Here is a 21,300-nt window from a genome sequence, read left to right on the forward strand (position 1 = left end):
CCCTCGGGCGTGGGGGCCTGGTGTGTCCAACCCCCCCCCCCCGACGCGGGGGGGGGCGGGGCGCGCGCCCCCGCGGGGGCCCCACCCCGCGCCCGCGCGGGGCCCCGCGCCGACCCCGAGGCGCTCGGCGCGCTGCCGGTGCCGCTGGCCGACGGCCGCACCGTCACCGGGCCGCGCCGCGTCCTGCTGCCCTCCGACCCGGCCGACTGGGCCGACTACGAGGGGTACCCGGACGCGCTCGCCGAGGCGCTCGGCCTGCTCGACCTGCGGCTGGCCCACCCCGAGGCCGCCCACCCGCTGCTGGCCAAGCTCGGCGCCGCCACCGCCACCCCGGCCGGGGTGCTGGACACCCCCGAGGTGCACGCCGCGGTCGCCCGCTCGCTGGAGCTCGGCGAGGACGACTTCGACGCCGCCGTGGACCTCGCCGACGCCGTGCTCGCCCTGGTCAGGGCCGCCGCCGCGGCGCCCGGCGACCACCCCTGGCTGGCCCGCCTGGCGCTGCCGGACGACGAGGGCGAGCTCACCCGGGCCGGCGAGCTGATCCTGCCGGACAGCCCGCTCGCGGCGCTGGCCCGCGAGGGCGACGCCGCCTACGTCGACGAGGACCTGCTGGAGCGCTGGGGCCCCGAGGTGCTGGCCGCCGCCGGCGCGCTCGGGAGCTTCGTGCTGGTCCGCGCCGAGGACGTCGTCCTGGACCCGGACGACCTGGAGCGGCTCGACCCGACCGTGCCCGCCGACCGCGCCGCCGGCGGCGCCCCCACCGGGCTGATCGACGAGGCGCCCGACGGCCTCGCCGAGTGGTGCGAGGACGTCCTGGAGGCCCTGCACAGCGACGACAGCGGCGAACTCGGCGTGCCGCCGGTCGCCGCCGAGCTGCTCGCCGTCCGCGACCTCGACCTGGTCGACGACCGGGCCTGGCCGGAGGCGCTCGCCGTCCTCGCCCGGCCGCCCTACCGCTCCGCCGTGGTCGACCCCGTCCGCACCCTGCTCCCCGACGGCCGGTACGCCGACCTCCCGCCGTACACCGCCTGGTGGCTGCGCGACCACCCGGTGCTGGACGGCCGCGAGCCCGCCGGGCTGCGCGCGGCCGGCGCCGACCCGCTGCTGCGCGGTCTGTACGACGAGGCCCGCACCACACTGGACGATCAGTTCCTGCACGCCCTCGGGGTGCGCACCACGCTGGCCGCCCTGCTCGCCGAGCGGCACGGGCCGGACGAGCTGCTGGACCGCCTGGTCGACGACGCCTCCGAGGTCACCCACCGCCAGCTGCACGGCATCCACACCGCGCTGGCCGGCCTGCCCGCCGACCGGATCGGGCCGCCGGAGGAGGTCCGCGCGCTCGCCCCGCTCGACCCGGAGACCGGCCGCCGGCCGGACGCCACGGTGATCGTCGACGCCGCCGACGCGGTCGTCGCGGACGCCCCCGACCTGGTGGCGCTGCTGCACGACCACCCGGTGCTGCCGGTCGCGCCGGAGCTCGCCGCCGCCCTCGCCGAGCGGCTGCACGTCTCGCTGGCCAGTGAGGTGGCCGGCGGCCGGGTGCTCTCCGAGGGCACCCTGCACCGCGTCCCCGCCGTCGTGCGGGAGCTGCTGCCGGGCTGCCCGGTCGCCTACGAGGAGCACGAGGAGCTTCTGGTCGTCGCCCCGGACGGCGGCGAGGCGCACGTCGACTGGCGCTGGGACGCGGCCGCCGCCTCCCCCGAGCTGCCGTACGACCCGGAGGACGCCGAGAGCGGCGACGAGGACGACGAGTTCGAGGTCCCGCCGGTGCCCGGGCTGCTGCACGCGGCCACCCCGGAGGGCCTGGCCGCGGGCCTCGCCTGGTCGGTCGGGCAGTGGCACCGGCGCTTCGAGGTGCTCGCCGCGCTCGCCGAGCCCGACCGGGCGTACGAGCTGCTGAACGCCCGCGACTACGAGGGCTGAGACCGCCCGCCGGCCGGCTCCGTCCGCAGCACGACCACCCGCCAGGTCACCTCCAGCAGCACCCCGGCGATCCCGGCCACCACCACCGCGAGCAGCGGCCCGCGCCAGCCGACCAGCTGGAGCTGGAAGAAGTCGGACAGCCAGGGCACCATCAGCACCAGCGCGAACGCCCCGCCCATCGCCCCGATCAGCAGCAGCCGCCACCAGGTGTACGGCCGGGCGACGATGGCCAGCACCCAGAGCGCCACCAGGAACAGCGTCAGGGTGGCCACGCTCGTGTCCGCCTCCAGGTCGGTCGAGTGGTCGGCCCGCGCCAGCATGTACGAGGTGAAGGTGGCCGCGCCGGCGATCACCCCGCCCGGCACCGCCAGCCGCAGCACCCGTCGGACGAACCCGGTGCGGGCCCGCTCGTTGTTCGGCGCCAGCGCCAGGAAGAACGCCGGCACACCGATGGTCAGCGTCGACAGCACGGTGGAGTGCCGGGGCAGGAACGGGTACGGCACGTGCGTGAAGACCACCAGCAGGGCGAGCAGCACCGAGTAGACCGTCTTCACCAGGAAGAGGTTCGCCACCCGTTCGATGTTCCCGATCACCCGTCGTCCCTCCGCGACCACCGACGGCAGGGTGGCGAACGAGTCGTTCAGCAGCACGATCTGCGCCACCGCCCGGGTGGCGTCGCTGCCGGTGCCCATCGCCACGCCGATGTCGGCGTCCTTGAGTGCGAGCACGTCGTTGACGCCGTCGCCGGTCATCGCCACGGTGTGGCCGCGCGACTGGAGGGCGGCGACCAGTTCGCGCTTCTGCTGCGGGGTGACCCGGCCGAACACCGAGGTGCGGTCGGCGACCTCGGCCAGCTCGGCGGCGTCCTCCTCGGGCAGGGTCCGGGCGTCCACCGGCCGATCGGCGCCCGGCAGCCCGAGGTGGGAGGCGACCGCGCCCACCGACACCGCGGAGTCGCCGGAGATCACCTTGGCCCGCACCTGCTGGCCCTCGAAGTAGCGCAGGGTGTCCGCGGCGTCGGCGCGCACCCGCTGCTGGAGCACCACCAGGGCCAGCGGCTCCAGGCCGGCGGCGAGGCCGGGCGCGTCCAGCGGGTGCGGCGAGCGGCCCAGCAGCAGCACCCGCAGGCCCTGGGTGCCCAGGTCGTCCGCCGCGGCGAGCGCCGGGTGGCCGGCCGGCAGCAGGACGTCCGGCGCCCCGAGCAGCCAGCCCGCCTCGCCGCCCTGCGGCTCGCGCAGCCGTACCGCGCTCCACTTGCGTGCCGAGGAGAACGGCAGCGAGTCGACCACCCGCCAGCGGCCGTCGGGCGGGGTTCCGTAGGCGTTGATCACGGCCTGCATGGACGGGTTCGGCCGGGCGTCCGCGCCGCCCATCGCGGCCAGCACCTCCTGGAGCGCGGGCCGCCCCCCGTACGCCGGGCCGCCGTCGGCGAGCGGGCGCAGCTCGCGCAGGTCCATGCCGCCCTCGGTGAGCGTGCCGGTCTTGTCCAGGCAGACGGTGTCCACCCGGGCCAGCCCCTCGATCGCCGGCAGTTCCTGCACCAGGCACTGCTTGCGGCCGAGGCGCACCACCCCGATCGCGAACGCCACCGAGGTCAGCAGCACCAGCCCCTCGGGCACCATCGGCACGATGCCGGCCACCATCCGGCGCACCGCCTCCTGCCAGTCGTGCCGCTCCACCGCGAGCTGGCTGACCACCAGGCCGATCGCGGTCGGCACCAGCAGCCAGGTGATGAACCGCAGGATGGCGTCGATGCCGCTGCGCAGCTCGGAGCGGACGAGGGTGAACCGGGCGGCCTCCTCGGCGAGCCGGGCGGCGTAGGCCTCGCGGCCGACCCGGGTGGCGGTGAAGGCGCCGGAGCCGGCCACCACGAAGCTGCCCGACATCACCTGGTCGCCGGGGCGCTTGAGGACGGCGTCGGGCTCGCCGGTGAGCAGCGACTCGTCGATCTCCAGCCCGTCGGTCTCGACCACGGCGCCGTCCACCACGACCTTGTCGCCGAGCGCCAGCAGCACGGTGTCGTCGAGCACCACGGCGGCGGTGGCCACCGCGGTCTCCACGCCGTCCCGGCGCACCCGCGGGCGGGCCTCGCCGACCAGCGCCAGGCTGTCGAGGGTCCGCTTGGCGCGCAGTTCCTGGATCACGCCGATCGCGGTGTTGGCGACGATGACCAGGCCGAACAGGCCGTCCTGGATCGGGCCGACGACCAGGATGATCGCGAACATGACGCCGATGATCGCGTTGAACCGGGTGAAGACGTTGGCCCGGACGATCTCCTGGACGGAGCGGCTGGAGCGGACGGGGACGTCGTTCACCAGCCCGCGCTCGACCCGTTCGGCGACCTCGGCCCCGGTCAGCCCGCCGGGACGCGCCGCAGCGCCGGGCTGCCCCGTCTCGGCCGTGCCCTCCGCGGGTTGCGTCATGGCACGACTCTATGTGGGCGATTTGCCCGGTGCTGTCCCGCTTCCGGCGGGATCAGTCCAGACGGGTGGCGGGACCCTCGGCCTCGCCCTCGACGGCCTCGGCGGCGCGGGCCCGGCGGATCGCGTCACGGCGGGCGCGGCAGTACCAGAGGCCGATCAGGCCGAGCAGCCCGCCGGAGAGGCAGATCCACGGCCAGCTGCCGTGGCCGTGGTCGGAGAGCGTGGAGTGGAACGGCAGCAGCACCACGAAGGCGATGAACCACAGCACCGTGCCGCCGCCGACGATGGCGACGTCGTCGGCCTCCAGCGGCGGGGGCGAGGGGTGCAGCGGGGTCTTGGGCATGGCCCCTAGCGTACGGGGGCGGCGGTCGGCCCCGGCAGGGGTGGCGCCCGTGGCCGCGCCCACGGGGCCCGGGCGGCGTAAGGGGCCGCTTCTACGCGCGAAGATGGCGCGTGCACGAGCGAAAAAGTCATACTGGGCATTCCGGTCGGTTACCGGCGAGTCATCGGGCCGCCCGCACACCGCCGGGCGGACCTGGCCAGCGAAGCCCCGGTCCCTCCTCCTCCGCCCCCACCCGACGAGGACCCCGCATGTCTCCGCAGGCCCAGTCGACCCGCGTGGCCGACGCGCCCACCGCCCCCGTGCCCGCGCCCCCCGCCGGCCCCCTCGACCGCTTCTTCCGCATCTCCGAGCGCGGCTCCACGCTGCCCCGCGAGATCCGCGGCGGTATCGCCACGTTCTTCACCATGGCCTACATCCTGGTGCTGAACCCGATCATCCTGGCCAACGCCACGGACATGACCGGCGCGCACCTGAACGGCGGCCAGCTGGTCACCGCGACCGCCCTCACCGCCGGTCTCACCACGCTGCTCATGGGCGTGATCGGCAACGTGCCGATCGCGCTCGCCGCCGGCCTCGGCGTGAACAGCATCGTCGCCCTCCAGCTGGCACCCAAGATGACCTGGCCCGAGGCCATGGGCATGGTCGTGCTGGCCGGCCTCGCGATCATGGTGCTGGTCGCCACCGGCCTGCGCGAGCGGGTCATGAACGCCGTCCCGCTCGGGCTCCGCAAGGCCATCGCGATCGGCATCGGCCTGTTCATCGCCCTGATCGGCCTGGTCGACTCCGGCTTCGTCAGCCGGATCCCGGACGCCGCCCACACCACCGTGCCGCTCCAGCTCGGCGGCACCGGCCACCTGCTGGGCTGGCCGGTCCTGGTCTTCGTGCTCGGCCTGGTGCTCACCCTGGTGCTGCTGGTCCGCAAGGTGCCCGGCGCCATCCTCATCAGCATCGTGGTCTCCACCGCGGTCGCCCTGGTCATCGAGCAGGTCGCCGGCCTCGGCCAGGCCTGGGGCCTGACCGTGCCGACCTGGCCGGGCAACCCGGTGGCGGCGCCCGACTTCGGCCTGGTCGGCCACGTCAGCCTGTTCGGCGGCTTCCACCACGTCGGCATCCTCACCGGTGTGCTCTTCACCTTCACCGTGCTGATGTCCTGCTTCTTCGACGCGATGGGCACGATCCTCGGCGTCGCGGACGAGGCCCGGCTGCTGGACGCCAAGGGCGACCTGCCCGGCATCAACAAGATCCTCATGGTCGACGGCATCGCCACCGCGGCCGGCGGCGCCACCTCCTGCTCCGCCAACACCTGCTACGTCGAGTCCACCGCGGGCGTCGGCGAGGGCGCCCGCACGGGCTTCGCCTCGATCGTCACCGGTGCGCTCTTCCTCGTGGCGCTCTTCCTCGCCCCGCTGGCCACCATGGTCCCCGCCCAGGCGGCGACCCCGGCGCTGGTCACCGTCGGCTTCCTGATCCTGGCGAACTCCATCAAGGAGATCGACTGGGCCGACCACACGATCGCCATCCCGGCGTTCCTGACCATCGTCCTGATGCCGTTTACGTACTCAATCACTAACGGCTTGGGTATTGGTTTCATCATGTTCTGCATCCTGCGCGTGGCCGACGGCAAGTGGCGCTCGGTCCCGATCGCGATGTACGCGGTGTCGGCGGTGTTCGCCTTCTACTACCTGATGCCTGCGCTGGGTCTGCTCTGATCCGGTCCTTCTGATCTGCGGGTAGCTTCCGCAGACGCGCGTCGAGCCCTTCCCTGGCTGCCGGGGGAGGGCTCGATTCGTTGGCCGGCTGGTGCCTGCTCGGAATTCGCTGACTGAGCGCGGCTGTGAGCCCCTGGTGAGGGCGTTCGCCTTGATGGCCGACGAGGCCGATGACGATCTTCGGTTCGATCCGATCTCTGGCGGTTCGGTGTGCATCGGGCGGGGTTGTTGCGGAGCGGGGCGCGCCATCGGTGGTGCTCATCTGGCTTGTCGAACAGGTTGAGCCTGTAGCCCAACCTAGGCAGGATTCTCCCGTGATAGACACGCAGCCGAGCCCCGCTCGTTCATCCCGGAGACCATCCCTGGTGCTGCAGAACCCCGACTGCTTTTCCGCCGAGATGCGGGCTGCTGCCCAGAGCTTCAAGGACCGCAATAGCTCCGCGCACTAGGGGCGCTGGCCGTGTGACCTGAGCCGCTTAGACCCTGAGCACGTACGCGTCATTCGCTGCATCAATGGGCGCGACCACCAAGATGGACAGCCGCGCTGCGATCGTCCCGGCAGTTAGGTGAGCGGTACCCCGTTCTCCAGGTAGGCGGTCGCGGCGGTCGTGCGAGCAGTGCAGGCAGCGTGGACGCGGCGGGCCAGACGGGGGATGAGGTGGGCGTCCAACTGGTCGACGCCGTGGAAGGCGTACTCCCCGATCTCCACGCCGTCGAGGTTGATCTTGGCGAGCCACTCGGGGGAGAGCGTGCCGCCGTCGAAGACGAAGAGAAGCTTGTCGCCCTCGGTCGGGTGGGGAGCCCAGTCAGCGACGAGGAGACGCCCGATCGGCGGGGTGATGCCGAGCTCCTCCTGGACCTCTCGGGCGGCGGCCTCGCTCGGGGTCTCGCCGGGGTGCATGTAGCCGCCGGGGATCTCCCAGCCGGGCTTGTAGGTGGGCTTGACCAGGAGCACCCGGCCGGTCTCGTCAAAGAACAGTGCGCCGGCGGCGGTCCGGGGCTGCGCTACGGCCTCGCTGACTTCGGAGTCGCTCATGCGAAAGACCTTAGCCGTCGGGAAGGATCAGCCCACGATGTGGAGGCGCTGGGCGATGCTCGCGAGCTGGTGGCTGGGCTTCCCGCGCTGCTGGCGGACCCATGCCGTCACCAGGCGCCGTGAGATGAGGTGGTAGCGCACCTGCTCGGGGGCCAGTTCCTCGGCGTCCAGGACAAGTGCGAGGGCCTCGTCCGTGCGGTTCTGCGCACTGTAGGCGCGGGCGAGTTCGAGGGTGTGGCGCACACGGCGTTCCAGCGGCAGCATCGACGGGTCGACGCGCGGTCCCAGGTCTGCGGCGACCTGGACGTCTCCCAGTTCCATGGCCGTCGACACACGGTGGATGGCGACGTTGGTCGGTCCGAACGCCGTCCACATGTGGTTGGCGTCGTGACCGAGGCGCTGGGCGACTTGGTCCGCCTCTGTGAGGAACTCGCGGACCGCGCTGCGATCGTCGAGCCGGGCGGCGGCCATCGACCCGACGAGGAACAGCGTGCCGTAGATCGAGAGGTAGGTCGGAGAGGCGGAGGCGAGTCCGCTCTTCAGGTAGCCGGTCGAGTCCGCGATCAGCTCCTTGGCAGCCTCGGGCCGACCGTTGGCCAACAGGCAGTGCGAGACCGACCTGAAGAGCGAGCCGATCACGACGTGATCGCCTGATCCCTGGGCGGCTGCCAACCCCCTGTCCGCGGCCATCCAGGCAAGATCGGCCTCGCCGATCTTCGTGAGTACCATGGCCGCGCCCTGGTAGGCCATAGCAAGGAGTGCCTTCGCCTGGAGCTGCTCGTCGCCCTCGTGAGTCCGTACCGCGCGCTGGGCCTCTTCGAGGATGCCGGGGATCAGACGAGTGGCCCGCGCGTACCTGGCGTCCTGGTACGCGGACCAGGCCGTACCGACGTCTGCGCGCAGGATGTCCAGGTCAGGGGGCTCCTCGCCCGAGGCGGGTGCCAGCAGTGAGGACATCTGCTTGTAGTCCATCAGGGCTTCGCGCAGCCTCGGCACCGTCCCGCCCTGGGCGTCGGCCGTCCAGTCCAGGAGCGACGGCTCGGCGATGAGGTCGCCGGGCTGGATGTCCAAGGCGTCCGCCAAGGTCTTGATGACCGAGAGCCGGTCCAGCTCGATGCGGCCGTTCTCCACCTTGCTCAGCCAGTCGGCGGTCCGCCCGACGAGGCCTGCCAGTACCTCCTGCGGCATCCCTCGGCGCCGGCGGTACCAGGCGACGCGTTCGCCGAAGCTCAACATCTCAGTCATCCCACGCATGGCTCCACCATGGCGGTCCCCGTCCTCCCAGCCCCGGAAGAATTTTCCGGGTTGTCCCCTTCCCATCCTCTTAGCGTTCTGACGTGCCATCAAGAACGCGTGTCGAGCCGCTTCGCGAACGGCATCGGAGGGCGGTGCGAAGGTGATCACGTCTGACTTGGCTGCTGACAGCGGCGGCGCTCTGCTGGGGGCGACCTTCAGTTGGTTGCCCCGCCAGCGGAGATCCGTGGGCGTGGCTCGCAGCCTGTTACGAGAGTTCCTTGCCAAGACCGCCAGCGGTGACGCGGTGCTGCCGGTTGGTGAGTTGGTGCTCTCGGAGCTCGCCACCAACGCGATCGAACACGCCTGTGTTCCCCCCGGGCGGTTGATCGCCGTCCGCTTCGAAATGGTGGCGGCTCGGCTGCGCCTCGAAGTGCACGACGCGAGCAGGGATCGACCGGCGGTACGGCCAGCGGTCGGCAGCGACGACGAGTCGGGGCGGGGGCTGTGGTTGGTCGAGTCGCTCGCAGCGGAGTGGGGCTGCTCGCCGCGGCCCGGAGGCGTCGGGAAGTTCGTGTGGGCGTTGATCGCCCCGGCGGAAGGTGAGTCGTGAAGTGGATCAATCGGTCGGCGCGGGTGGAGGTGGCGCGCTGCTTCTACTGCGGCGCGGGGCTCCGGAGGGGAGCGGCGCGGTTCATCGTCGTCGGCGGCCGGAAGGTCGGTGTGCACCAGCGGCATCCTTGCCGAGCAGGGGAGACGGCGGCATGACCAGTCCGGTCAGGGTCGGTGGTTCTTTCGCCTCTGCGGTTGCTCCGGCTTGGCTCTCGGTCACGGCCGAGTTCGACGGCGTCATGCCGTGTACGCGCTTCGCCGGGTTGTCCGAGGCGGCCGAGGCTCTTGTGGCTGCCCTTCGGCAGTGCCGGATGGGGCAGCAGCAGCGTGCATACGCGGAAGGGTGCCTGATCGGCCCCGGGGCCAACGAGGTGATCACCGCATCGCTGCTGCGACATGGTGCGTGGTCGCTGACGGTCTACCTGATCGAGGGGGAGGGGACCGCATCACGTTGGGCCGGCCACTCGGTCTTCATCCGCGCCCCGAAGACGACTGGTGGGCGGTGAGAACGACATCGCGCTGCCCTGCTGGGCGTGATCACAACTGAAGACTTGCCGGACCACCCCGTTTCCTTCGCGGGGCCTGGGGTGGTCCGGTGGGAGTTAACCCGATGCCGATGGTATCGGGCGCGTCGGCATGTCTGTGCACGAAAGGGGGCCCGCTGGACTGCAAATTGAAGGAGATGATGGGCTGTTGGACAGCGATGACGACCTCTTCGGGGACCTGGACCCGGACTCGTGGATGTGGTTGCCAGGGGTCGACTACGCGGCCGGGTGGCGAGAGGCCCGGGATGCCGCGGAGGGGCTGAACGTCGCCTTAGCTGCCTGCGGCGTGGAGCGCCAACAGTTGCGGGCGGTGGCGGACACGGACGCTGCGGGGCAGGGGTGGGTGCGGCTGGTCGGGGTGCCGGCGGGTTGGCAGCGGTTTGGGAGGGTGCTGCGGGCGATCGTGGAGGATGCGCGCCGTTATGAGGTGAGCTGAACCCGGAGACTGCTGGGCGGGGAGCGTGGAAATGGGCTAGCGGGGCGAATCTTCGGGCGATGCCCTTGCCCGATGGGTACGACGTTGAGGTACCAGCAGCTCGGTAGGATTCGACCTTAAGCACCTGCCTCTGGAGGCCAGGGCCCGGAGCTGCAGACATTAGTGGCTTTCCGAGTCCTGCCATTCCGTGTTAGTCGCTTGATCATTGAGCCCGCTCAGCTGTTATTCGACAGAGCGAGGCGTCGTTCGCCGTTGACATCCGCCCGAAGCAGCGAGATTACGGCCGGTCGCACCGTTTGCAACCCCAGCTTAGTCATCCGATCAATGAGTGCGCTGGAAGGGTTTGTTGCTGACCGGCCGGGCCTGGGCAAGCCATAGTACCCAGGCCCGGCTATCGTAAGCAGTTACGGAGAATCAAGCGACTTTTCTGATGCCAAGCTTCGGTCTCGTGTATCCCTGAAGAAGGCATGCGCTATGTGGCTAGTCCCACTGGAGGACCACATTGCCGGCCCGCGGCCTGTCACCCTTGCCGTACTCATCAAGCTCAAAGAGAACGCGGCACCCCTTCAGGTCAACCGACTCCCCTCGGGTTCCGCTCAACTCCGCCACCGCAGAGGCCGGAAAGAAGATCCCGTTTGGAAATTCTGGATGAGCGATGAACCCGTAATTTCCTCGCCAATTTGAAATTATTCCCAACTGAGATGGCTGGTCGTCTTGCGTCGGGCTCGACGGAGTTGAAATATTGACCAGCTCTTCGCACAATTCCTTGATGTCGGGCGACACTTCGTGCGTCCTGTGAAGTTTCCCAATGCGGCCGGGGAAAAATCGCCACGATGCGCACCGCTCGAATAGTGCCGAATTTCTCTTAACGCCCTTAAGTATCCTCAGCGCGTCGGGACGGCATGATCCAGGGAAGACCCCGGTTTCTGTGGCTGCACGGAGGAACATGACGGCACTCTCAAGAGAATTCTCGGCCAGTCGAATATCCCATGCGCCCGAATCAATTTCTGAAAGTCCGAGAGAGAATCCGGCCGCGGCCTTCACAGCTGCTTCCAAGGGGCGCCGATCCTCATCTAGCAGGGACTCTGACCAGCGTCGCCATGAGTCGACTAGGGTTGTTAGGATGATGAGGCGAAGCTTCCCTCGACCTTCTAGGTTGTCTAGCGCCCATTCGAGGTAGATCTGAGACTCCTCGTACTTTCGGCTCCACAGGAGAACCTTTCCCAGGAGTTGTGCAGTATCTGGAGTCGCGAGATTATCGTGCGCTTCTTTAGCGAGCGGTAGCGCCGAGGCTACGTCATGTGCCCGGCCGGCCAAGTGGCCGGCAAAGTAGTAGGAAACAATAGGCTTTCCTGCTTCGTCTGCTTGGCGAAGCGCGGATCGATAGAGGGAGGTTGCCTGATCAACCTGATCTCTCTGGGAGAGGATAAATGCTTCTACGCGATTTACCTCCCAGTACTCCGGATTTAGAGCCCGAGCTCGGTCGATGAAGGATCTTGCCTTGTCAAGAGCTCCGGCGCGTGATTGTGCAAGTGCGAGTCGCAGCAGGTGGGCAGTTGGCTCGTCGTTCGTGGATCGAACGCGCACCACATTGGGGGCAAGTTGCCGCTTCATTTCATCGGTGCGACGGATCTCTTCCGCCCGCCGGAATTCTTGCTCGCGAAGAAGAGTGGTGGTGACGTCAGACGCGTTGGGCGGTGAAACTCTTCTAAGGAAGTGCTGGGCTGCCTCGGTGAGCTGAACCCGCGAAACGAGCTCATTCTCCGGGTCGGGCCGTGTTGCGACTAGTGAGCCATTGAGTAGCTCGTGAACAGCGCGGCGGAGATCATCGATGGCGACATCGGTGAGTACTGCTATCTCATCAAATGTTGCCGTCCTATCAAGCGCGTAGAGTGTTGACAGGATCGATCGGGGAGTTGAACTCAGGGCGTCGTAGACGGATCGGACGCAGAATTCGATGAGCTCGTCTTGGCTTGTCAGCGTAGGGCGCGGCTCACGTCCAGATTCTACGGAAAGGATGTACCATCGGATTGCAAGTGGACTATAGCGGAGCCTGGAAAGAATCTCCCCAATGGTTTCCTTCTTTAGTCTGGCCAGGAAAGAAGCATTGCCGCCCCGTGCGTTGGCAAATGCCCGGAATAGCCTCTCGGCATCTTTTAGCTGAAGGGGCTGTAGGGGAATCCTTCTTTCTATCTGGCCCACGCCAATTCTGCTGGTCATTAGGTATGTGACGCTATCGGGGAGTGTCTCGTAGAGAGCGACGATCTCACTCCCGGTGACAGTTTCCAGATTGTCAATAATTAGCAGCGTGTTGACGCCGTCCAGCGCTTCTGCGAGTTCCGAAGCGCCGCCAGAGAAGTCATCCGCCAGCACGCGGCCAAGATTCTGAGTCGCGCCGGTGATATCGCGGACCGCGTCCGCAATTTCAACGACCCCATTGGCCGTAAGGCGTTCAGTCTTGAGGGATGTCCACAGGATGCACTCGTATGGCGAATCTGGATTATCGAGCAGCGCGTAGGCGACATTGAGGGCTAGGGCGGTTTTGCCAATTCCACCCTCGCCGGTAATCGTCAGCATGGGCTCGCGCCTTTTCAGGAGGTGCTTGACGATGTCTGTACAATCTTGCCCGCGCCCTACGAGTCCAGTTTCGTCAAAATCGGAAACGGGGAGATTGTGTAGGATTTTGTCAGAGTATTTACGGTCGACGCCATTAAAGGCGGGTTCCCAGGAAGGGTCAACCCTCAGTCGATCGAGAGTATCGCGCAGTGAAACCCAGAAGCGACTCGTGAATTCACTCGATGCACTTGTGGCACTTTCGGCATCCCCTGTATGGAGGGGGCGTCCATGCATTACTCGGTTCCGAATGGGAACCAGGGTGTCCATTCGCGGCGTACCGTCACGTACCTCTCGCGCGAGTTCGACAGGCAAGGCGTCTCGATGCCGGTTCAGGAGATCGTATGCGTCGCGCATGTCAAGATAATCGACGATAGGCACGTTATCTTCGCCAGCGTCTGTCTGGCGCCGATCGGCAGCACGCTCGTAGCTGGCACCTAGTGCCTCGGCTTCACCAAGATGATCAAGCACGTATCGCATCAGCATCTGACGCACGTCTGCCTCAAAGGCGTCCATTAGCGCGTACAAGCGTGCGCGAGTCATCCGAGTCTGCGTTGCCACGGGCGTCCCCTCTCAGCGGCCGGTCCCAACTGTGGGACAACTGGCCGGCGCCGGATGGTCTAGTTCTTGGCCTATCGCTCAGCTGCGCAAACCTTCGTGCTGTCCGTTGCCACCTGCGCGAAGCCTGCACGTCGCGCAGGTGGCGACGTGTGCTGCCAAGCTTGCAGTAGCGCTAGCCCGGTTGCGGTGCTTTTGCGTAACTTGCTGATGGCATGACAGGGCTGAATAAGAGGCGGCGGAGCGGTTTTGGCCGGTGTCCTGTCTGGTCTGGGGCCGGGCATGATCGGGGGGCCGTAAGCTTGCCCGCGATCTCGGGCAGGTCTTGGACCTGGCCGCAATGTGGCCGAGTGGCCCCCCGTTCGTGCCCGGCGCGGGTCCCGGGCCTGGCAGGTGGGTAAGACCGTGGAGCCGCCGGCCTCAGCCACTCTGCTGCCCCGTTCTGGCGGTCGCGCCGGGACCGGGCGCCAGCCCGCACGCCCGGCGTCGGCCGCCGAGGCGAGGCAGCGGCGCGCGTAGCGCGCCCTTGAGTAAGTAGAGAAGATATGCGACTGCCCTGGGTCTGGCCGGTATCCGGTACCCAAGGTCGACTGCGGTGGCTGAAGCTGTCAGCAGGTGGCTGCCTGGCGTGGTCGTTTGGGTTCGCGCCGCGCCTCGATGGCATAGGCGAGGGCGGCTGTTTCGGCTCCGAGGCGGGTCTCTTCGAGCATGAGTGGTCGGCCGTCGGCTCGGTCGCAGGTGACGCGGTGGACGACGAGGAGAACGGAAGCTTCGGTCAGTCCTAGGGTTTCGCGCTCGTCCGGCTGCGGTACTCGGGCGCTGACCTGCTCGCGCCACGTCAGTTGGTGGCCGGCGGTGCTGAGGATGGCGTAGGCCTTGGCGGGGGTAACCGCTGGTGTCTTTGCGAGCGGGGTGCTCTCGACGCGTTCCATGGGAAGCCAGAGGCGGTGCAGAGCCCGGGTGCCATCGTTGGGAGCGACAATCAACCGGTCGCAGCCGATCAGGAGTTCACCGGTCTCCATGTCGAGCCACGGGCCGGTCACGGTGTCCGTACGGGTGCGGTAGACGGTTGGCTGCTCGCTGTCGCTGAACCAGGAGTCGGTGGAAGTCTCGAACCGGCTGCCGTGCTGAGTGATGGCCTGGTCGACGGTCGAGGTTGGTCCATGGGCGGTGGCGCGGACGAAGGTGCCCCGGCCCTGTGTCACGTCCAACTGGCCTTCGGTGCGCAGCGCTGCGACGGCTAGGCGGACGGTTGGTCGGGAGACGCCGTAGAGGGTAGCGAGCTCGGTTTCGGTGGGGACCTTGGTGCCGGGCGGCCACTCGCCGGAGCTGATGGACTGTCGCATCGCTCTGGCGACCTGCTTGTGCAGGGCCTCGTTTCGGATGATCGCCATGTCGTCGCACCTCGGGTGTGCGGGCGCTGGGGGTTGGCCCGCTTCGTCGTATCGAGAAGTTTTTGGAGTGTGGGGCTCGGTGTTTGCCCAGCTCGGGCGGCATCTCTGAGTCTGTCATCGACTGTAAGCCGTTAAACGTAAGCATGAATCCCTTGCGCTGAAGCGTCAAGGCGACGCATCATCGGCGCAGCAAAGGTAAGTACGTTTGACGATTAGCGTCACGTGACCTCTGCTGCCCTGAGGAGGGTGTACCCATGCAGTCCATTCCCGTGGACGGAACCCGGCTCGGCACGATGACCTGCATCGTCGCCCCGGAAGCACGACTGGCCAACCGGGAGACCGGTGAGGTCAAGAAGAACAAGGACGGGCTCACCGTCTACACCGTCGGCGTCGCGGTGCGGCAGGAAGGCCGGCGGGCCTCGGTGATCGAGATCAGCGTCCACGGTGAACCGGTGGGCGTGGTCGAAGGCGTGCGCGTCACGGTGACCGGCCTGGTCGCCTTCTCGTGGGCGATGGGTGACAGGCACGGCCTGTCTTTCCGCGCAGACGCCATCACCCCCGCTCCCGCCGCACCGGCCCCGGCCGCCACCTCCGCCACTGGGCGCAAGGGCGGTGACGCGTGAGCGGACAGACCAGGGTGCGACTGCGCTGCCTGCTGTGGGAGCTGTCCGATCTCAGCGACGACATCGACCCCTTCGCCCCCGACGACACGGGCACGCAGCTCTTCGTGGAGATCGCCTCGAAGGCGCAGGAGGCGGCCGGGCTCGCTCGGGACCTGGAGACCGAGGCGCACAACGCGGCGGCTGAGAACGGGGGAATGGGCTGATGGCGGTGCAGTTCCTGTGGGTGGTGCTGCTCGCCCTGGTCCTCGTCGTCATGGCCGTCGGTCCCACCCTGCGCCGTTCCTACCCGTACGTGTGGTGGTGCCTGCTCGGGTACCCGGCCACCGTGCTTCGGATGTTGCTCACCTGGCGGCGGCTGACCACGGCGGTGGGCCTGGCGGTTCCCCGTCGGCCGGCGCGGGCGCTGTTCGGAGAGATGGTCGTCAAGGGCGATCCGCTCCGACCGGTCCCGCCCCGGTTGGGAGCACCGAAGTTGCGGCGCGGAGGCCTGGAGGTGGTGGTGCGGCTGCATCCGGGACAGGTGCCGGAGCAGTTCGCGGTGGTGGTGGACGCCGTTGTGCACGCCTGGCGGGTTCACGCGGTGCGGGTGACCTCGGATGCGCGGGGATTCGTTCGGGTGACCGCGCTGGCCTGGGACCCACTGGCCGCACCGTCCGTGCCGCACAGCACGCGGCCCGTGTTGCTGCGGGCGCTGGTGGGTCTGTTGGAGGACGGTCGGCTGTGGGTGATCGACTTCCGGACAGCCCCGCACTGGCTGATCGTCGGCGCGACCCGCTCGGGCAAGTCGACCTTGATCGCCTCGCTGGTCAAGCAGCTCGCACCGCAGCGGGTGGCGCTGTTCGGGATCGACCTCAAGGGCGGCATGGAACTGTCCCTGTTCGAGGCACGGTTGTCCGCCCTCGCCGCGAGCCGGGCGCAGGCTGCGCAGTTGCTCGCCGAGTTGGTTGCTGAGGCTGAGGCGCGGATGGAGCTGTGCCGGTCGGTTGGCGCCCGGTCGATCTGGGAGCTGCCCGCGAAGCTCCGCAAGGTACCGATCGTGCTGATCGTCGACGAGGTCGCGGAGCTGTACCTGATGGCGACACGGGAAGAGAAGGCAGAGGTCGGAGAGGTCTCCACCAACCTGCTGCGACTCGCCCAGCTCGGCGCCGCCCTCGGGGTCCACCTGGTGATCGCGGGCCAACGGGTCGGCTCCGACCTCGGTCCCGGAGTCACCGCCCTGCGGGCGCAGTTGGCCGGCCGCGTCTGCCACCGCGTCAGCGACCCTGGTACGGCGGAGATGGCCCTCGGCGACCTCAGCAAGGACGCCTTGGACGCAGCACAGCGGATCACGCTCGCCGAACAGGGTGTCGCGATCACCGCGGGGGACGACGGCCAGTGGCTGCGGGCCCGCTCAATCCACGTCGTCCCGGACCAGGCCCGGCGCGCCGCCCGCAAGTACGCACACCTCGCCCCCGCCTGGCCCGGCCTGACCACCGCCGACGACTCCGACGACTCCGAGGAAGGGGTCTACCTGTGACCCTCGCAGCCCTGGTGATCGTGCTCCTGGCCATCGTCACCTACCTCCTCGTGCGCTCCGGTGAACTGCGCACCTGGCACGTCGTCCTGGTCGGCCTGCTCGGCATCTACCTGGACCGCATTCACTGGACCGACCCGATCATCGCCGCCGTCACCTGGCTCGCCCAGGGACTCACCCACGCCACCTGACCCCACCCCGAAAGGCCGCGATCCCGTGAACGCCAGCCCAGCCACCCCCGGCAGCCCAGTCATCGGCCGCCGGACCCTCCAACCCGACCACGCCGCCCCCGGTCGTACCGCCTTACCGGCAGTCCGACCGGGAGCCGGCCAACCCTGGCCATGGAGACACCCCCCATGACGTCCAGCAGTAACCCCTGGACCGACCCTGCCGCGCGCCGCGCCCACCTCGACCGTGAGGCGCGGCTGCGCAGCCTTCCCGACGTCGACCGCGACCTCGTCCGTCTCGGCGAGATGCCGGACCTGGACCGCTGGATCGAACAGATCCGGGCCACCGGCGGCTGTGCCGCACCGGTCTACCTCGCCGGGCACAGCACCACCCTCGACAGCACGACCGGTGAGGTGCTGGGTCACTACTCCACCATCACTGAGCCCGGCGGGCGCTTGGCCGTCCGTTGCCGCAACCGCCGGGCCACCCGCTGCGCACCCTGCTCCCGCGAGTACTCCGGGGACACCTTCCACCTGGTGCGGGCGGGCTTGGCTGGCGGCAAGGGTGTGCCCGACACGGTCCGCACCCACCCGCGGCTGTTCGTCACCCTCACCGCGCCGTCGTTCGGGGCGGTCCATCGCTCCGGCGACTGCCACCCTGTCCGGCGTGGCAGGTGTGCCCACGGACGACGGCGCGGCTGCGGTATGGCCCATGCAGACGTCGCGGACGTGATCGGGCAGCCGCTCTGCGCCGACTGCTACGACTACCCCGGGCACGTGTTGTGGAACGCCACTGCCCCGGCGCTGTGGAAGGCGTTCCGGGACAACCTGTACCACCACATCGCCGCCCGGGTCGGCGTCGGCCGGAGTGCTGTGCGCACCCTGGTCCGGGTCTCGGCTGCCAAGGTCGCCGAGTACCAGAAGCGCGGGGCGGTGCATTTCCACGCCGTCATCCGCCTCGACGGACCCGACGGGCCCGGTACGCCGCCCCCGGAGTGGGCCACCACCGAACTCCTCCTGGACACCGTCCGCTCGGCCGCCTCGGTCGTAGCCCTCGTACCGCCGGATTCTGCCGCGTACGGAGACGCCCGGCTGCGCTTCGGCACTCAGCTCGACGCGCACCCGCTCACCGACGGGGACGGCGGCTGGATCACGGATGAGTCGGTGGCGGCGTACGTGGCCAAGTACACCTCCAAGAGCGTGGAGACAGCCGGCGCCGTCGACCGGCGGATCGACTCCCTGGCGGAGATCCAGGCCCTCCGTGTCACACCACACGTGCGTGCCCTGATCGCCACTGCCTGGCGTCTGGGTGGCCTTCCCGAACTCGAACACCTGCGCCTTCGCGCCTGGGCCCACATGCTCGGTTACCGGGGCCACTGCCTTACCAAGACCCGCGCCTACTCCACCACCTACGGCCAACTGCGGGCCGACCGAGCCGAACACACCCGCGCCGCGGCCGGTACCCGTGAGCTGTTCGCCGACTGGGACAACGGAACGGTCACCGAGACGGCCTGGCGGTTCGTCGGGGCCGGCCACACCCCTGCCGAGGCACTTATTGCGGCCGGCGTTGCGGAGGACCTGGCCGTGAACCGCGAGATGGCCAGGGCTGCCGCGGAAGGGTTCCAGGGTGGGTGAGGGCATCCGGGCAGATTGGGATAGGGATCCCGCCTACTCCCCCTACGGCGATCGCACACCCACGCCCGAAGAGTGGGCACGGGAGCACTTGAAGCGTGCTCCCGTGCGGTCGGCGGAGTGGAGGCGGCGCGTGGCGCGGATCTACGGCTTAGGGTCTGACGCCTGAGCCGCCCCCGCCTCGAAAGAGTGCGGGCCGCTCCACTGGTGGCCTTGGATGCTCTCGCCGCGGCCAGCGGAGGCAGTCGTGCGCCAATCCGGGCGTGATTCTCCGTTCGATCCCTAGCGGGAGCTAGCCGGACCTGTCAAAGGCGCAGACAGCGTCGGTCTTAGTTCACTACCGTCGTGCCAGTCGGCAGGTCGTGCTCACAAGGGGGCGGGATGGCACAGCCACGGAGGCGCCTTTCGCGCGCGGAGGCTCTGCGGCGGCGCGCTGGGGCGCAGTTCGTTGGCCGACGCGCCCAGTTGGCTCTGTTCGCGGAGAACCTGGCCAAGGATCCAGACCCGGATGACGGCGCGGAGCCGGCAGACTTTCTCTTCCACGTGCGAGGTGTGGGCGGGGTCGGCAAATCGACCCTCCTCGCACAGTGGCGAGAGGCTGCACGACGGGCAGGGTGCCTGACCGCGCTTGTCGACGAGGCCGAAGTGGAGAGCGTTGAGTCAGCCCTCATCGCGCTGTCAAGGCAACTTGCCGAACAGTGCGGCCCCCTCAAGGAGTTCGACAAGGCAGTCGACCAGCACCACCGTGCACAGCAGGCTACCTCTGGTCTGATCCCAGAACAGTCCTCTACCGGCGATGCACCCTCGCTCCCAGCGCGCTTGGTGACCCAGGCAGCCCTGGGAGCGGCCTCCGCTCTGCCAGGAGCCAGCATCGTCACGGCAATGACGAATCCAGAAGCCGTTGCCCAAGGGGCGGACCGCCTCATTGCCGCAGCGCGCCGTCGAAGGCCGGCAAGTGGGCCGGAGGAAGCCGCGCTCAGCCAGGCATTCGTCGGCGAGCTCAGGCGGGTCTGCGACCGAAGCCCACGCCGACGAGTCGTCTTTTTCTTCGACACCTGGGAGTTGACGAGCCGCTTCCTTGACTCGTGGCTGCGCGGCATCCTCGACGGTGACTTCGGCGATCTACCACTCGAAGTAGTCTTTGTTTTGGCAGGTCGGGATGAGCTCAAAGAGCAAAAGTGGGGGGCGCTTCGGTCATTCGTAGTGGATGTCCCCCTGGACGTGTTCACCGACCACGAGGCCCGCGAGCTCCTCGCCGCCCGTGGTGTAAGTGACCCCGACGTTCTAGACGCAATTCTGCGAATGTCAATGCGGCTGCCACTTCTGCTTACCCTTCTCGCTCACACCCGGCCGGGTGCGGTGGACGATGTCGTTGGGGTGGGCGCAGATATCGTCGATGACGCTGTCGACCGGTTCCTTCAGTGGATTACAGAACCAGATTACCGAAAAACGGTTCTGGCGGCAGCATTGCCGCTACGGTTGAATCGCGACATCTTCTCCTGTGCCGTTCCCGATGCCGAATCTACTGCATGGGACTGGCTGTTGGGGCAACCGTTTGTCGCTGGCAACGGCGACTTTCGTCAGTACCACGCCGTGGTGCGTGCCAGCATGCTTCGCCAGCGACGCACACAGGTTCCTGGCGCCTGGAGAGCTGACCACGTCCGCCTAGCCGACAGCCACGCTGCTGCAAGGCTGGTTGTCGAGCAGCGTCTATCCATCTTGAACTTTGGTCGTGATGCAGTGTGGCGTCGACACCTGCTCGATGAGACATATCACCTGTTGTGCGCAGATCCGTCAAATATGGCTGTAGCTCTTGAGCGCACAGCGCGCATTGCTGGCGAGGCGTCAGATACTTTGGCCGCGTGGGCAGAAATGCTCAACCAAGCTGGACAAGACAGCGATGGTGTGGAACTCACCAACTGGGCCAGCCAAATTCGCACGGCGGCCTCTACTGCGTCGCCGGCGGTGGAAACTCTCACCCTTCTTACCGCTGGAGGCTTGCCTTCTCTAGCCCGTGCCTGGGCCTTCACCTACCGGGCCCTTCATTTGCTGCTGGAAGCATTTGAAAACGATGATCTTGTCAATATTGGCCGGGTCCTTGCAGATCTCGATCGAGCCCTCTCCCTCAATTCTTCTCTTCCCGTTGCCCTAGCAATTCGCGGCACCGTGCATAACTTGCGCAACTCCAACGAGCAGGCTCTGGCCGACCTTACGGCAGCCCTCGCCGTCGATCCGACGTTGGAGATAGCGCTCCAGCAACGTGGTGAGGTCTATCAGCAGGCGGGGCGGCTGGAAGACGCCATCGCCGACTTCACCGCCGCCCTCACCATCGACCCCGACAACGCCTGGGCATTCGCATCCCGCGGCCAGGTCCATCAGCAGGCGGGCCGGCTGGAAGACGCCGTCACCGACCTCACCGCCGCCATCACCATCGACCCCGATAATGCTCTGGCACTCGGATCCCGCGGCGAGGTCCATCAGCAGGCGGGGCGGCTGGAATACGCCATGGCCGACTTCACCGCCGCGCTCACCCACTATCC

The 21,300-nt window shown here is 68.4% G+C and carries 16 protein-coding genes and 1 pseudogene; 11 read left to right on the top strand and 6 right to left on the bottom strand.

The genetic code is table 11. From position 1 onward, the window contains the following. A pseudogene (locus tag ACFV0G_RS13965) lies at positions 1 to 1,923 on the top strand (molecular chaperone Hsp90); the annotation flags it as partial. Here ACFV0G_RS13965 and ACFV0G_RS13970 read toward each other — a convergent pair. Beyond that, positions 1,911 to 4,346: an HAD-IC family P-type ATPase gene (locus ACFV0G_RS13970; RefSeq protein ID WP_380546249.1), complete on the bottom strand. Its 2,436-nt coding sequence runs from the start codon at positions 4,344 to 4,346 to the stop codon at positions 1,911 to 1,913. The pseudogene ACFV0G_RS13965 and the gene ACFV0G_RS13970 overlap by 13 nt on opposite strands. A 52-nt stretch (positions 4,347 to 4,398) precedes the next feature. Then, positions 4,399 to 4,689, bottom strand: coding sequence for a DUF2530 domain-containing protein (locus tag ACFV0G_RS13975; RefSeq protein ID WP_380546251.1), 291 nt, complete (start codon positions 4,687 to 4,689; stop codon positions 4,399 to 4,401). Between the two features lie 248 nt (positions 4,690 to 4,937). Here ACFV0G_RS13975 and ACFV0G_RS13980 point away from each other — a divergent pair, with 248 nt between their 5' ends. Further along, positions 4,938 to 6,398 (top strand): NCS2 family permease, encoded by a 1,461-nt coding sequence (locus ACFV0G_RS13980; protein ID WP_380546253.1) that lies wholly within the window; start codon positions 4,938 to 4,940, stop codon positions 6,396 to 6,398. 562 nt (positions 6,399 to 6,960) lie between these two features. Here ACFV0G_RS13980 and ACFV0G_RS13985 read toward each other — a convergent pair. Then, positions 6,961 to 7,434, bottom strand: coding sequence for an NUDIX domain-containing protein (locus tag ACFV0G_RS13985; protein ID WP_380546255.1), 474 nt, complete (start codon positions 7,432 to 7,434; stop codon positions 6,961 to 6,963). A 27-nt stretch (positions 7,435 to 7,461) separates the two neighbouring features. Next, positions 7,462 to 8,679: a helix-turn-helix domain-containing protein gene (locus tag ACFV0G_RS13990; RefSeq protein WP_380546257.1), complete on the bottom strand. Its 1,218-nt coding sequence runs from the start codon at positions 8,677 to 8,679 to the stop codon at positions 7,462 to 7,464. Positions 8,680 to 8,914: 235 nt separating this feature from the next. Between ACFV0G_RS13990 and ACFV0G_RS13995 the strand changes: the two genes are divergently transcribed. The 3 genes from ACFV0G_RS13995 to ACFV0G_RS14005 all read left to right on the top strand — a co-directional run bounded on the left by ACFV0G_RS13995 (position 8,915) and on the right by ACFV0G_RS14005 (position 10,260). Further along, a complete protein-coding gene (locus ACFV0G_RS13995; protein ID WP_380546277.1) occupies positions 8,915 to 9,280 on the top strand; it encodes an ATP-binding protein in 366 nt (121 codons plus the stop codon). A 151-nt stretch (positions 9,281 to 9,431) separates the two neighbouring features. After that, positions 9,432 to 9,785 (top strand): hypothetical protein, encoded by a 354-nt coding sequence (locus tag ACFV0G_RS14000; RefSeq protein WP_380546259.1) that lies wholly within the window; start codon positions 9,432 to 9,434, stop codon positions 9,783 to 9,785. A 187-nt stretch (positions 9,786 to 9,972) separates the two neighbouring features. Beyond that, the gene (locus ACFV0G_RS14005; protein WP_380546261.1) at positions 9,973 to 10,260 is read left to right on the top strand and encodes a hypothetical protein; all 288 of its coding nucleotides are present in this window, start codon (positions 9,973 to 9,975) and stop codon (positions 10,258 to 10,260) included. A 480-nt stretch (positions 10,261 to 10,740) separates the two neighbouring features. Here ACFV0G_RS14005 and ACFV0G_RS14010 read toward each other — a convergent pair whose 3' ends face one another. Together ACFV0G_RS14010 and ACFV0G_RS14015 are read right to left on the bottom strand one after the other, a co-directional pair. Beyond that, positions 10,741 to 13,416 (bottom strand): NB-ARC domain-containing protein, encoded by a 2,676-nt coding sequence (locus ACFV0G_RS14010; protein ID WP_380546279.1) that lies wholly within the window; start codon positions 13,414 to 13,416, stop codon positions 10,741 to 10,743. A gap of 623 nt (positions 13,417 to 14,039) precedes the next feature. After that, the gene (locus ACFV0G_RS14015; protein WP_380546263.1) at positions 14,040 to 14,825 is read right to left on the bottom strand and encodes a GntR family transcriptional regulator; all 786 of its coding nucleotides are present in this window, start codon (positions 14,823 to 14,825) and stop codon (positions 14,040 to 14,042) included. Between the two features lie 254 nt (positions 14,826 to 15,079). Between ACFV0G_RS14015 and ACFV0G_RS14020 the strand changes: the two genes are divergently transcribed. From ACFV0G_RS14020 to ACFV0G_RS14045, 6 genes are all read left to right on the top strand, one after another. Next, entirely contained in the window at positions 15,080 to 15,448 is a 369-nt protein-coding gene (locus tag ACFV0G_RS14020; protein ID WP_380546265.1) for a hypothetical protein, read from the top strand. After that, positions 15,445 to 15,651 (top strand): hypothetical protein, encoded by a 207-nt coding sequence (locus ACFV0G_RS14025; RefSeq protein ID WP_380546267.1) that lies wholly within the window; start codon positions 15,445 to 15,447, stop codon positions 15,649 to 15,651. Before ACFV0G_RS14020 ends, ACFV0G_RS14025 begins: the two co-directional genes overlap by 4 nt. Further along, complete coding sequence (locus ACFV0G_RS14030; RefSeq protein WP_380546269.1) at positions 15,651 to 16,964, top strand: FtsK/SpoIIIE domain-containing protein; 1,314 nt, start codon at positions 15,651 to 15,653, stop codon at positions 16,962 to 16,964. The genes ACFV0G_RS14025 and ACFV0G_RS14030 overlap by 1 nt, the downstream gene beginning before the upstream one ends. Continuing rightward, on the top strand, positions 16,961 to 17,152 hold the full coding sequence (locus ACFV0G_RS14035; RefSeq protein WP_380546271.1) for a hypothetical protein: 192 nt from the start codon (positions 16,961 to 16,963) through the stop codon (positions 17,150 to 17,152). The genes ACFV0G_RS14030 and ACFV0G_RS14035 overlap by 4 nt, the downstream gene beginning before the upstream one ends. Positions 17,153 to 17,317: 165 nt before the next feature. Then, complete coding sequence (locus tag ACFV0G_RS14040) at positions 17,318 to 18,763, top strand: replication initiator (protein WP_380546273.1); 1,446 nt, start codon at positions 17,318 to 17,320, stop codon at positions 18,761 to 18,763. Between the two features lie 462 nt (positions 18,764 to 19,225). Further along, positions 19,226 to 21,300: tetratricopeptide repeat protein (locus ACFV0G_RS14045; RefSeq protein WP_380546275.1), on the top strand; the 2,075-nt coding region annotated here is incomplete at its 3' end.

Origin of the sequence: Kitasatospora sp. NPDC059571 (assembly GCF_042735675.1) — a bacterium.
GTDB lineage: Bacteria > Actinomycetota > Actinomycetes > Streptomycetales > Streptomycetaceae > Kitasatospora.